Here is a 12101-nt window from a genome sequence, read left to right as displayed (position 1 = left end):
CGGCGCCCGAGTAAGCGGCCATCAGGTTCGAGTAGCCGAAGGTGATGGCGGCCTGACCCAGCGTGAACGGCTGCTGGTCGGGCGGCAGCGCCCAGTTGCTCGTGACGACCTCGGGGTCGGGCAGCCCTCCGCCCTCCAGCAGCTGCTGCTCGATCTCGTACCAGCCGGCGATGTCGTCGGCGTCGACGCCGAGCTGACCCTCCCAGTCGTACATGCCGGTCTCGGTGAGCTGGCTCGTGTAGGTGCCCAGCATGTCCTGGATCCGCAGGTCGATGCCGTAGATCGGCTGGCCGGCCTCGTTCTCCAGCTCCGCGCTGCCGATCTCGTTCGCGGCCTCGATCAGGTCGTCCCAGGTCCAGCCCTCGGTGGGCACCTCGACCCCGGCCTGCTCGAAGATGTCGGTGTTCACGAACGCCGCGGTCGCGTTGCCGCCGGTGGGAAGGCCGTAGAGCGTGTCGTCGACCGTCGCGCTCGTGAGCGAGAAGTCGGGGTAGTCGGACGTGTCGAGCTGGTCGGACACCTCCGCGAAGTCCAGCAGCGCGCCGAGCTCGCCGTACTCCTGCGGTTTGGCGCCGCCCAGGGCGAACACGTCGGGCGCGGTCTCGCCGCCGGCGCCGAAGTCGGTCGCGAGGCGATTGAAGAGGTCCTCGGGAGCGCCCACGGGCGTCTGCGTGACGGTGATGTTCGGGTGCTCGGCCTCGAAGAGGTCGATCACCTCGCCGAACAGTGCGGCGCGGGCGTCGTCACCCCACCACGACATCTCGAGCGTGACCTCCTCGTCGGAGGGGGCCGGCTCCGCGCCGCCGCCACCGCCGCCGGAGCATCCGGTGAGGACGAGCGCGGTCGCCGCGGCGAGCGAGCCGAACGCCGCGAGCTTGGGGGTGCCTGTGGTCGCGCGCGACCTGCTGATACGCATCATTGCGCCTCGATTCGGGAAGAGACGGCCGTCAGAGCCGCCGGTGTACCGGGTGCGGGACGGACGGCGGAACTGTTGTGCAGCCGTCCGGGCGACTCTCCGGCGCGGACCGGAGAAACCGCTTTCACGGAAAATAGCACCCGCCGCCGCAGGGTGTCAACGACGATGTGGTGACCGCGAACAAATGGCGCGGGCGCCCTCAGGATCGCGGCGCGGTGGTCGACGCCCGCAGCTCCAGGCGGGGCTGGAACACGACATCGTGACCGGGCTCCTCCCCGCGGATCAGGGCGTGCATGCGGTTCCACGCCACCACCCCGAGGTCGGCGTGCGACACGGACGCGGTCGTCAGCGCCGGATCGAGGTACTGCGCGAGCGGGATGTCGTCGAAGCCCGTGACGGAGATGTCGCCCGGGACGCTCAGGCCGAGCCGGCGCAGGCCGCCGATGAGACCGATGGCCACCAGATCGTTGAAGGCGAGCGCCGCCGTGGCCCCGCTGTCCCTCACGAGCGGAGCCGCCGCGCGGCCCTCTTCGGACGCCGCCCCGGCAGGGATCCGTGCGATGCGCACGTCCGGATGCTCGCGCGCGAAGTCGTCGAGGCCGCGCTCTCGGTGCGCGTTCGACGCGCTCCGCTCGGGTCCGTAGACGTACGCGAGATGCCGATGGCCGAGCGCGTACAGATGTGCGGCGATCGCGGCGATGCCCGTCCGGTAGTCGATCGAGAGCGACGGCGCGACGGCCGGGCGCACGGCGTCGGGCAGACGCCGATTGATGAGCACGAGCGGGTGCAGTCGCTCGACGAGCGCCACGAGCTCGTCCTCGGGCATGCGCGGCGCGCACAGGACGATGGCGTCCGTGCGCCGGCGGATCTCGGTCGCGAGCAGCGGCTCCTCGCTCGGCGACTCCCCCGAATCGGCGATGAGCACGCGATAGCCGTCGCGCGCCGCGGTCTTGCTGAGCCCCGCGAGCACCGACTGGAAAGCGGGGTTCGCGAGATCCGGCACCATGAACGCGATCGCGTGCGTGCGGCCCAGCGCGAGGCTGCGAGCGAGCGGGCTCGGCGCGTACGCGAGCTCGTCGGCCGCGGCGCGCACCCGCTCGGCGATCTCCTCCTCGCCCGCGAACCGGCCGTTCATGATGCGCGACACCGTGGCCGGCGAGACCCCCGCGCGGCGCGCGACATCCGCGATGGTGACGTGCTCGCGACCTGCGGCCATCCCAGCCCCTCCTTCTCCGACGATCGCGTCGGATCCGTCCCCACGATATCGGCGGCCATTTGACGTGACGGCCGCGACGTGCTGATAATCATGACACCTGAGAAACCGCTTTCACGGCCCGTGTCCCGACGGGCGAGAGCAAGAGCCGGTTTCGCGTTGACGAGGAGGTCAAGTGAGCAGTCTCGGCGAGCTCCGCACGATCGCGCTGCGGCGCACGGGCGACGCGCCGCGCGTGAAGGAGAAGTACCCGGACAACAAGGCCGCGGTGCTGTTCCTCCTCCCCTGGCTCGTCGGCATCATCGGCCTGACGATCGGACCCATCGCGGCGTCGCTGTTCCTGTCGTTCACGGAGTACAACCTGTTGCGTCCGCCCGAGTGGACGGGGCTGGACAACTTCACGGCGATGTTCGCGGATCCGCGGTTCTGGAACTCGATGCGCGTCACGATCGTGTACGTCGTGGTGGGCGTGCCGCTGCAGCTCGCGCTCGCGCTGGGCCTGGCGATCCTGCTCGACAAGGGCATGCGCGGCCTGTCGTTCTACCGCTCGGTGTTCTACTTGCCGTCGCTGCTGGGCGGTTCCGTGGCGATCGCGATCCTGTGGCGCCAGGTGTTCGGCAAGGAGGGCCTGGTCAACGGCTTCCTCGCCTGGTTCGGCATAGAGGGCCCCGGCTGGATCGGCCATCCGGACTTCGCGCTCGGCACGCTGATCGTGCTGCACGTGTGGACGTTCGGCTCTCCCATGGTCATCTTCCTGGCCGGGCTGCGACAGATCCCCGAGATGTATTACGAGGCCGCGTCCATGGACGGCGCGGGCCGCTTCCGGCAGTTCTTCTCGATCACGTTCCCACTGCTCACACCGGTGATCTTCTTCAACCTCGTGCTGCAGATCATCTTCGCGTTCCAGTCGTTCACGCAGGCCTACGTGGTCTCCGGCGGCACCGGCGGACCGGGCGACGCGACCATGTTCTTCACGCTGCTGCTGTACAAGGAGGCCTTCACCGAGCTCGACATGGGCTACGCCTCCGCCATGGCGTGGTTCCTCGTGCTCGTGATCGCGGCGTTCACGGCGTTCAATTTCTGGCTTTCGAAGTACTGGGTGTTCTATGACGACTGAGACCGAGACCCTCATCCGCCCGACCGCCGCGCCACTCCCCCGGCGCCGCGCGGGCGCCCGAGCCGGCGCGCTGCGCTCCATCGGCAAGCACGCGCTGCTGGCCGCGGTGTCGATCCTGATGATCTACCCGCTGCTGTGGCTCGTCGTGTCGAGCTTCAAGCCCAACGCGGACATCTTCCGGGACCTGAGCCTGTTCGCGACGAACCTCACGACCGAGAACTACGTCAACGGCTGGAACGACCTGCAGCACCCGTTCGGCCAGTTCCTGCTGAACTCGGCGATCATCGCGATGGGCGCGATCGTCGGCAATCTGATCTCGTGCTCCATGGCGGCATACGCCTTCGCGCGGCTGCGGTTCCGCTTCCGCAACCTCGCGTTCGCGATCATGCTCGGCTCGATCATGCTGCCGTTCCAGGTGCTGCTCGTGCCGCAGTTCATCATCTTCAAGGAGCTCGGCTGGCTCAACACGTTCCTGCCGCTGATCGCGCCGAAGTTCCTCGCGACCGAGGCGTTCTTCATCTTCCTGATGGTGCAGTTCATCCGGGGCCTGCCGAAGGAGCTGTTCGAGGCCGCGCGCATCGACGGCGCGGGGCACCTGCGCAGCTACTTCCAGATCACGCTGCCGCTGATCGTGCCGTCGCTCGCGACGACCTCGATCTTCACGTTCATCTGGACGTGGGGCGACTTCTTCGGGCCCCTGATCTACGTGCGCCTGCCGGAGCTGTTCCCCGCATCCCTGGCGCTGAAGGGCTTCCTCGATGCCCAGTCCGCCTCGGACTACGGCTCGATGTTCGCCATGAGCGTCGTGTCGCTCGTCCCCCTGTTCCTCGTGTTCCTGTTCGGCCAGCGGTTCCTCATCAAGGGCTCCGCGACGTCCGGCATCAAGTGAGAGGTCCCGCATGACCCGCCGCCGCTACGCCCTGGTGGGCTCCGGCTCACGCGCGCAGATGTACCTGTCCGCGATCGAGACCGCGCATGCCGACGTGGCAGAGCTCGTCGCGATCGCCGACTCCAACCCGGGTCGCCGGGACTGGTCGCTCGCGCAGCACCCCGGTCTCGGCGCCCCCGCGCTCGTCGAGCCTGCCCGCCTCGCCGACGCGATCCGCGGTCACGATGTCGACCGCGTGATCATCACGTCGCCCGACTTCACGCACGCCGACTACATCGTCGCGTCCCTCGACGCCGGCGCCGACGTCGTCGTCGAGAAGCCCCTCACGACGAGCGAGAAGGGCGTCCGCCGGATCGCCGAGGCGGCCGCGCGTACGGGCCGCGACGTCACGATCACGTTCAACTACCGCTACTCGCCGCGCAACAGCGCACTCAAGCAGGTGATCGCATCGGGCGAGATCGGCGAGGTCACGAGCGTGCACTTCGAGTGGGTGCTGGACACCGCGCACGGCGCCGACTACTTCCGACGCTGGCATCGCGACAAGTCCCGCTCGGGCGGCCTGCTGATCCACAAGTCCAGTCACCACTTCGACCTCGTGAACTGGTGGATCGACGACGTGCCCGCCCGCGTCTACGCCTCGGGGGGACTGCGGTTCTACGGCGCCGAGAACGCCTCCCGTCGGGGCCTCGGCCCCCGGCCGGAGCGCGGCACGACCGACTCGCCGCTGCGCGACCGGTTCAGCCTCGACCTGCGCACCGATCCGACGTGGAAGGGCCTCTACCTGGACCAGGAGGAGCACGACGGCTACGTGCGTGATCGCGACGTGTTCGATCCGGGCATCACGATCGAGGACAACCTGGCGCTCGTGGTCGACTACGCGCGCGGCAGCACGATGTCGTACTCCCTCAACGCGCACGCGCCCTGGGAGGGCTACACGGTCGCAGTGAACGGCACGCTCGGCCGCGCCGAGCTCACGGTCGTCGAACGCGGCTCGGTGCTCGTGGACGAGCACGGGCGCACGGTCGTCGACCCGAGCGCCCGGCCCGATCTCGTGAGCGACGACGCGCAGCGCCCCGTGAGCGAGCGCCTCGTCGTGCAGAAGCACTTCGAGGCGGCGCGCGAGGTGCCGATCCCTGAGGGCGCCGGCGGGCACGGCGGCGGCGACGCGGTGCTGCTGCGGGATGTCTTCGTGGGCCCGCAGGACGATCCGCTCGGGCGGACGGCCGACTGGTCGGACGGGGTGCGCTCGATGGTCGTGGGCCTCGCGGGCAACCGCTCGCTCGAGGCCGGGCAGTCGGTCCGCATCGCGGACCTCGACCTGGGATCCGCCGGCGCGGCGCTGGCGGGAGCGACAACGTGAGCAGGATCGTCGTGACGGGCGGCTCGGGACGACTCGGGCGCAGCGTCGTCCGGGTGCTCGCGGAGGCCGGCCACGATGTCGTGTCGATCGACCGCGCGGGGGCGGAGGGGCTGCCCGCCCGCCAGCTGCAGATCGACCTGCTCGACGCAGCGGCGACGCGAGAGGCCTTCGCGGATCTCGCGCCCGACGCGGTCGTGCACCTGGCGGCGATCGCCGTGCCGGGGTCGCGCCCCGACGCGGAGATCTTCGACGTCAACACGCGCTTGATGTGGAACGTGCTCGACGCCGTGCTTGCAGCCGGCGTCGGCGCGCTGCTGGTCGCCTCGAGCCCGACCGTGATCGGCTACGGCGCCCCGCACGGCTGGGAGCCCGCCTATCTGCCGCTCGATGAGGCGCATCCGATCGCCCCCTGGACCGGCTACGCCGCCTCGAAGGTCGCGATCGAGGAGATCGTGCGCATGGCCGTGCGGCGCGACGGCGATCGCGCGCGGTTCGGGGTGTTCCGGCCGTGCTTCGTGATCGCGCCGGAGGAGTGGACGGGAGCGCCGACCCAGCAGGGCCACACGATCGTCGAGCGGCTCGCGGATCCCGCGCTGTCGGCGGTCGCGCTGTTCAACTACGTCGACGCGCGCGATGCGGGCGACTTCGTCGCCGCGTGGCTCGCGCGCGCCGGCGAGGTCCCCAATGGCGAGGTGTTCTTCGTCGGCGCGGCCGACGCCATGGTGGAGCAGCCGACGGCCGAGGCGCTCGCGACGCACGTGCCCGCGCTCGCGCCGGCAGCGGCACAGCTCGCCGGGTCCGAGCCGGTGTTCTCGAGCGCGCGCGCCGAGCGGCTGCTGGGCTGGCGCGCACGCCGCAGCTGGCGCACCGAGCTGCACTCCGCGCCGCCCGCCGATCCGATCCGCACCGCCGAGGAGGCCCCCCATGCGTGACCTGATGATCCCCGACCGCGTGCTCTTCTTCCCGGTCACCGCGTTCGACGAGGCCGGGCGCGTGGACGCCGCGCTCGTCGAGCAGCACGTCGCCGAGCGCGTCGGCCACGAACCGGGCGCGGTGTTCGCGGCGTGCGGCACGGGCGAGTTCCACGCGCTCTCGGTTGAGGAGTACGCCGTCGTCGTCGCCGCCTCCGTGCGCGCGACCGCAGGGCGCGTGCCCGTGCTGACCGGCGTCGGCGGGCCGCTCGGACACGCGATCGCGTGCGCCAGGGAGGCCGAGCGACTCGGCGCGGACGGCCTGCTCGTGATGCCGCCCTATCTGGTGCAGGGCCCGCAGGCGGGACTCGTCGCGTACGTCGAGGCGATCGCCGCGGCGACCGGGCTGCCGCTCATCGTCTACCACCGTGGCGCGGCGCAGTTCAGCCCCGGGTCCATCGCGCGGCTGCTCGAGCTCCCGCAGGTGATCGGCGTCAAGGACGGGGTGGGCGACCTCGCGGTCGCCCAGCGCTTCGTGCGCGAGGCCGCGGCCTCCGGCCGGGACATCCTGTTCTTCAACGGCCTCCTGACCGCCGAGATGAGCCAGGCCGCGTACACAGCGGTCGGCGTGCCGATGTACTCCTCGGCCGTGTTCGCGATGGCCCCCGATATCGCGGTGGCGTTCTTCGCCGCGCATCGCGCGGGAGACCTGGTGACCCAGGCGCGGCTGATCGACGGGTTCTACGCGCCCCTCGTCGACCTGCGCGACGAGACGCCGGGGTTCGCGGTGTCGCTCATTAAGGCCGGGGTGCGCCTCGGCGGACTGCCCGTCGGATCCGTGCGCGCGCCGCTCGTGGACCCGACGCCCGAGCAGGTCGGGCGGCTCGAGGCGCTGCTGGCGGCCGGCCGGGAGCTGTCTGCATGACGGACGCGCCCGCGCTCGCGGACGCCGTCACCCGGCTGATCCGCATCCCGCTCACCCGCCCCTGGGGACCGGACGTCACGGACCTTCAGGTGATCTCGGTCACCGTGCGGGACGCGCACGGCGGCGAGGGGCACGGCTTCTCCTGGACGCCGCAGATCGGCGGCACCGCGGTCAAGGCGCTGCTGGACACGGACCTGGTCCCCGCCGCCATGGGCAGGCCCGCCACGCCCGGTGTCTGGCACGAGCTGTGGCGGCACGTGCACGAGGCCGGCGGAGGCGGGATCACGACCATCGCGCTCGCGGGGCTGGATCTCGCCCTGTGGGACCTGCGCGCGCGGCGCGCGGGCGCTTCGGTGACCGGCCTCCTCGGCCGTCGCCACGACGCGCTCCCCGCCTACGGCAGCGGCGTGAACCTGCACTACCCGCTGGACGAGCTGGTCGCGCAGGCCGAGCGCTGGGTCGCCGCGGGCTTCGCCGCGGTGAAGATCAAGGTCGGCGGCCCCGACCTCGCCGAGGACGTCGCGCGCGTCGCCGCCGTGCGCGAGGTCCTCGGTCCGGGCCGCCGGCTGATGGTCGACGCGAATCAGCGCTGGGACCTCGAGACCGCCGGCCGAGCGATCCCGGCGCTCGCCGAGCACGGCATCGGCTGGGTCGAGGAGCCGCTGCGCGCCGACGACCTCGCCGGCTATCGCGAGCTCGCCCGGCGGATCCGCCCCCTCGGCGTGCCGATCGCGGCCGGCGAGAACATCCACACGGTGCACCGCTTCCGCGACTTCCTGGATGCAGGGGCGCTGCAGGTCGTGCAGCCGAACATCGTGCGCGTCGGCGGCATCACGCCCTTCCTCGAGATTGCCGACCTGGCGCGCGAGCGCGGCGTCGAACTGGCTCCGCACCTGCTTCCCGAGCTGTCGGCTCAGGTGGCGTATACGCTTCCCGAGACGACCTGGATCGAGGATGTCGAGGACGCCGCGTTCGGCGCGCTCGGCGCCCTCGCCGAGCCCACCGGCGTGACCGTCGCCGACGGTCGGGTGACCGGCGGCCCCGCTCAGGGGCTCGGCTTCCGCTTCCGCTGAGACGACGGCGACGACGACGGCGACGAGAGGATTTCGCATGACCGACACGACCCCCGACGAGGTCGACCGGATCGCACGCGCCGCGAAGGACGCGTTCGCCGCGACCGTGCGCACGGACGACCGCACGCGCGCCGCATGGCTACGCCGTACGGCCGACGCGATCGACGCGGACGCCGCGGCCCTGATCGAGGTGGCGGCGCGGGAGACGGCGTTGCCCGCCGACCCGCGACTCGTGGGCGAGCTGGCCCGCACGACCGCGCAACTGCGCCTGTTCGCGACCGTGGTCGAGGAGGGGTCGTATCTCGAGGCGACCGTCGACCATCCGGATCCGTCCGCCACTCCCCCGATTCCCGACCTGCGGCGCGTGCTGCGTCCGCTCGGCCCGGTCGGGGTGTTCGCGGCGTCGAACTTCCCGTTCGCCTTCTCCGTGGCGGGTGGCGACACGGCATCGGCCCTCGCGGTCGGCTGCCCCGTCGTCGTGAAGGCGCACCCCGGGCACCCCGAGACGTCCCGCCGGATGGCGTCCGTCGTCGTGCGGGCGCTCGCGGAGGCCGGCGCGCCCGAGGGCGTGTTCGCGCTGACCGAGGGCTTCGAGGCCGGCCTGGCACTCGTCGACCACCCGGTCATCCGCGCCGTGGGCTTCACCGGCTCGGTGCGCGGCGGCCGCGCGCTGCTGGATCGCGTGGCCGCGCGGCCGGAGCCGATCCCGTTCTACGGCGAGCTCGGCTCGCTCAACCCGGTGGTGGTCACGCCGGGTGCCGACGCCGCGCGCGGCGCGGCCCTCGCGGAGGGTCTCGCGGGCTCGTTCCAGCTCGGCGCCGGCCAGTTCTGCACGAAGCCCGGCGTGGTGTTCGTTCCCGCCGGTTCGGCGGTCGAGGCCGCGCTTCCCGCGCACCTCCTCACCCCGCCGCGTCTGCTCACCCCCGCGATCCAGGACGGCTTCGCGGCGGGCATCGAGCGCGTGTCGGCCGTGCCCGGCGTTGAGGTCGTGGCGACCGGCGAGGCCGGCGACGGCCCCGCGCCGCTCGTCGCGGCGACCGATGTCGCGACCCTGCGGGAACACGCGCACGCGCTGCTCGAGGAGGTCTTCGGTCCCTTCACCCTGCTGGTCCGCTACGCGTCGCCGGAGGAGCTGCTCGCCGCGATCGCCGCGCTGCCCGGCGGCCTCACGGCGACGGTGCACCGCGAGGAGGGCGAGGACGTCGCCGCGCTCGTGTCGCACCTCGAGGAGATCTCCGGCCGCGTGCTGTTCTCGGGCTGGCCCACGGGCGTCGCGGTCAGCTGGGCCCAGCACCACGGCGGCCCGTGGCCCGCCACCAACACGCAGTTCACGTCCGTCGGCGCGACCGCCGTGCGCAGGTTCCAGCGCCCGGTCGCCTACCAGGACGCCCCGGAGAGCCTGCTGCCGCCGGCCCTGCGCGAGTCCAACCCGCTCGGCATCCCCCGCCGCGTGGACGGCGCCCTCGTGGTGCCCCGCTGACCCCGCGCGCGTTGCCGGGTGCTGACGTGGCCGGGTTGCTGAGGTTGCCGGGTTGCTGAGGGTGCGGGGTTGCTGAGGGTGCCAAACCACATCGTCTGAACGAAACGACACGATCTGACGCGTCCGGACCGTGTGGTCTCGTTCAGCGCATATGGTTTCGCCCTCGGGGGGGCGAGCGACGCGGGGCTGTCGTACACAGGCGCGTCGCGCGGGGAGTTGTCCCTCCGCCGTGGCGGTGCCGCTCCGCGAGGGCTCGCGGCGGAGCAGCATCGCGGCATGTTCGTGACAAGGACCACCGCGGAACTCGCGTCGGCGCTGCTCACGCGCGGCGACCTGGAGCGCTCCGGCGAGCGCGGCCCGACGATCGCCCGCGCCGTGCGAGAGGGGCGGCTGCGTCGTGTCAGGCAGGGCCGCTACGTGCCGACCGACCTCTGGGAGATGCTGAGCCCGGAGCAGCGCCATCTCCTCGAGGTCGTCGCCGCCGAGCTCGACAAGCAGGACGGCGACCTCGTCGCCTCGCATGCATCGAGCGCGGTGCTCTGGGGGCTCCCCCTCTACCGCCACGCACCCACGCGCGTGCACGGCATCGCGCGGATCGACCATCGGGCATCCTCCACCGCGACGGTGCTCCGGCACACCGACGAGCTTCCAGACGAGGACATCACGGTGCGTGACGGGATCCGGTGCACGACGCTCTCGCGCACGGCGTTCGACCTCGCACGCACCCTGCCGATCGAGGCCGCCGTCGCCGCGGTCGATGCGGCGATGAGGATCGCCGCCGTCAGAGGACAGACGCTGGATCCGCTGCGCGCCGAACGGTGGCGGGCGGAGCTCGGCGCCCGCGTGGTGGCGGCGAAGGGAACGAGGGGCCTTCGCCAGGCGAAGGACGTGATCGCGTTCATGGACGGGCGCGCGCAGCTGCCGGGTGAGAGCGTGAGCCGGCTGCACCTGCGCCGACTCGGCTTCGCGCCCCCGCGACTCCAGGTGCCGATGATCGGACCCGACGGCACAACCGTGTGGATCGACTTCGGGCTGGACGACATCCCCGCGTGGGGTGAGTTCGACGGCACGAGCAAGTACCTCGATCCCGCGCTTCGTCGCGGCCACACGGTGGAGGAGGCCCTTCTCGAGGAGAAGCGCCGCGAGGACTACCTGCGCGCACGCACCGCGCGCCCGTTCCTGCGGTGGGGCTCGGCGCACATCGGCACGACCGAGGCGTTCGCCCGGCAGCTGCGCTCCCTCGGCGTCACCCTCCCCACGGCATCCGCCCGCTCCCGCCGCCCCACCTTCGTGTGACCAGCCCATGTGGCGTGAACGAGACCACACGCCTCGCACCGTCCAAACCCTGTGGCTTCGTTCACACCATGTGGTTTGGCACGAGAGGGACCGAAGCCCCGGCGCCTCACGCCAGCGGATCGGCCAGCAGCACCTCGAACGCCGCCTCCGCGGCACCGATCAGCAGGCGGTCGGCGCCCAGGGCGGCGGCGCAGACCTCGAGGCGCTCGGCGGGGGCCGCGAGCGCCTGCTCTCGCACCAGGGCGAGCAGACCCTCGGGATCGTGATCGCGCAGGATCGCGAGGAACCCGCCGAGCACGATGACCGACGGGTTGAGCGCATTGACCGCGTTCGCGAGGGCGGCGGACAGGATCCGGCGCTGCCTGTCGATCTCCTCCGTCACGACCGGGTCTGTCGCGTCCGCGAGTGCGCGGGCGAGGGCGGCGTCATCCGCGGCCGGCAGCCCGACGGCCTCGAGCAGGCGCCCGCGGTTGACCTCGTCCTCGAGCACGCCCTGCGGCGTGCGGCGGTCGGACTCGAGCAGGATGCCGGGACGGCTCTGACCCCACTCGCCCGCGTACCCCTCCGATCCGCCGATCGCCATGCCGTGCAGGATGAGCCCACCGCCGATTCCCGAGGCGCCGCCGTTGAGATAGATGACGTCGAAGTGATCGCGTGCCGCACCGAACAGGCGCTCGGCGCGCGCGCCGAGCGACGCGTCGTTGCCGATCACGAAGTCGAGCCCCGTCGCGTCCGCGAGCCGCCCGGCGATGTCCTCGTCGCGCCAGCGGAGATGCGGCGCGAGCCGCACGAGGCCGTCGGACGCGCGCACGAGTCCGGGCACGGCCGCGCCGCCGCCCACGAGACGGCAGCCGCGCAGCGCGCCTGATCGCCAGCCGTCCACGATCCGCGCGACCGCCGCGACGACGTGCTCGACGTCCA

11 protein-coding genes are annotated in these 12101 nt (G+C 72.0%); 8 read left to right on the top strand and 3 right to left on the bottom strand.

Features of this window, described 5'->3' with window-relative positions; translation table 11 throughout:
- Together RIF89_RS05970 and RIF89_RS05965 are read right to left on the bottom strand one after the other, a co-directional pair.
- A partial coding sequence (locus RIF89_RS05970) for an extracellular solute-binding protein (RefSeq protein WP_309068223.1) occupies nt 1-916 on the bottom strand: 916 nt, incomplete at its 3' end.
- Between the two features lie 199 nt (nt 917-1115).
- On the bottom strand, nt 1116-2132 hold the full coding sequence (locus RIF89_RS05965; RefSeq protein ID WP_309068222.1) for a LacI family DNA-binding transcriptional regulator: 1017 nt from the start codon (nt 2130-2132) through the stop codon (nt 1116-1118).
- A gap of 172 nt (nt 2133-2304) precedes the next feature.
- On the opposite strand from RIF89_RS05965, the gene RIF89_RS05960 reads away from it, so the two are divergent.
- The 8 genes from RIF89_RS05960 to RIF89_RS05925 all read left to right on the top strand — a co-directional run bounded on the left by RIF89_RS05960 (nt 2305) and on the right by RIF89_RS05925 (nt 11180).
- On the top strand, nt 2305-3246 hold the full coding sequence (locus RIF89_RS05960) for a sugar ABC transporter permease (protein ID WP_309068221.1): 942 nt from the start codon (nt 2305-2307) through the stop codon (nt 3244-3246).
- Nucleotides 3236-4135 (top strand): carbohydrate ABC transporter permease, encoded by a 900-nt coding sequence (locus RIF89_RS05955; protein ID WP_309068220.1) that lies wholly within the window; start codon nt 3236-3238, stop codon nt 4133-4135. The genes RIF89_RS05960 and RIF89_RS05955 overlap by 11 nt, the downstream gene beginning before the upstream one ends.
- Nucleotides 4136-4145: 10 nt before the next feature.
- Nucleotides 4146-5495 carry a Gfo/Idh/MocA family oxidoreductase gene (locus RIF89_RS05950; protein ID WP_309068219.1) on the top strand — a complete coding sequence of 450 codons (1350 nt, stop codon included), beginning with the start codon at nt 4146-4148 and terminating at the stop codon, nt 5493-5495.
- A complete protein-coding gene (locus RIF89_RS05945; protein ID WP_309068218.1) occupies nt 5492-6427 on the top strand; it encodes an NAD(P)-dependent oxidoreductase in 936 nt (311 codons plus the stop codon). The genes RIF89_RS05950 and RIF89_RS05945 overlap by 4 nt, the downstream gene beginning before the upstream one ends.
- Nucleotides 6420-7331: a 5-dehydro-4-deoxyglucarate dehydratase gene (locus RIF89_RS05940; protein WP_375294439.1), complete on the top strand. Its 912-nt coding sequence runs from the start codon at nt 6420-6422 to the stop codon at nt 7329-7331. The genes RIF89_RS05945 and RIF89_RS05940 overlap by 8 nt, the downstream gene beginning before the upstream one ends.
- The gene (locus RIF89_RS05935; RefSeq protein ID WP_309068217.1) at nt 7328-8404 is read left to right on the top strand and encodes a mandelate racemase/muconate lactonizing enzyme family protein; all 1077 of its coding nucleotides are present in this window, start codon (nt 7328-7330) and stop codon (nt 8402-8404) included. The genes RIF89_RS05940 and RIF89_RS05935 overlap by 4 nt, the downstream gene beginning before the upstream one ends.
- A gap of 37 nt (nt 8405-8441) precedes the next feature.
- Nucleotides 8442-9884, top strand: a complete 1443-nt coding sequence (locus RIF89_RS05930; RefSeq protein ID WP_309068216.1) for an aldehyde dehydrogenase (NADP(+)) — start codon at nt 8442-8444, stop codon at nt 9882-9884.
- A gap of 276 nt (nt 9885-10160) precedes the next feature.
- Entirely contained in the window at nt 10161-11180 is a 1020-nt protein-coding gene (locus RIF89_RS05925; protein ID WP_309068215.1) for a hypothetical protein, read from the top strand.
- A 106-nt stretch (nt 11181-11286) separates the two neighbouring features.
- Here the strand turns inward: RIF89_RS05925 and RIF89_RS05920 are convergent.
- A partial coding sequence (locus RIF89_RS05920; protein WP_309068214.1) for an ROK family protein occupies nt 11287-12101 on the bottom strand: 815 nt, incomplete at its 5' end.

Origin of the sequence: Microbacterium sp., from assembly GCF_031178525.1 — a bacterium.
GTDB lineage: Bacteria > Actinomycetota > Actinomycetes > Actinomycetales > Microbacteriaceae > Microbacterium.
The sequence above is the reverse complement of the archived record's forward strand: the minus strand, read 5'-3'. Positions and strand labels throughout refer to the sequence as shown.

Coding starts and splice junctions, on each gene's coding strand:
- RIF89_RS05940 (WP_375294439.1), top strand. CDS start 6,420: ATGCGTGACCTGATGATCCCCGACCGCGTGCTCTTCTTCCCGGTCACC.
- RIF89_RS05950 (WP_309068219.1), top strand. CDS start 4,146: ATGACCCGCCGCCGCTACGCCCTGGTGGGCTCCGGCTCACGCGCGCAG.
- RIF89_RS05930 (WP_309068216.1), top strand. CDS start 8,442: ATGACCGACACGACCCCCGACGAGGTCGACCGGATCGCACGCGCCGCG.
- RIF89_RS05955 (WP_309068220.1), top strand. CDS start 3,236: ATGACGACTGAGACCGAGACCCTCATCCGCCCGACCGCCGCGCCACTC.
- RIF89_RS05935 (WP_309068217.1), top strand. CDS start 7,328: ATGACGGACGCGCCCGCGCTCGCGGACGCCGTCACCCGGCTGATCCGC.
- RIF89_RS05965 (WP_309068222.1), bottom strand. CDS start 2,132: ATGGCCGCAGGTCGCGAGCACGTCACCATCGCGGATGTCGCGCGCCGC.
- RIF89_RS05925 (WP_309068215.1), top strand. CDS start 10,161: ATGTTCGTGACAAGGACCACCGCGGAACTCGCGTCGGCGCTGCTCACG.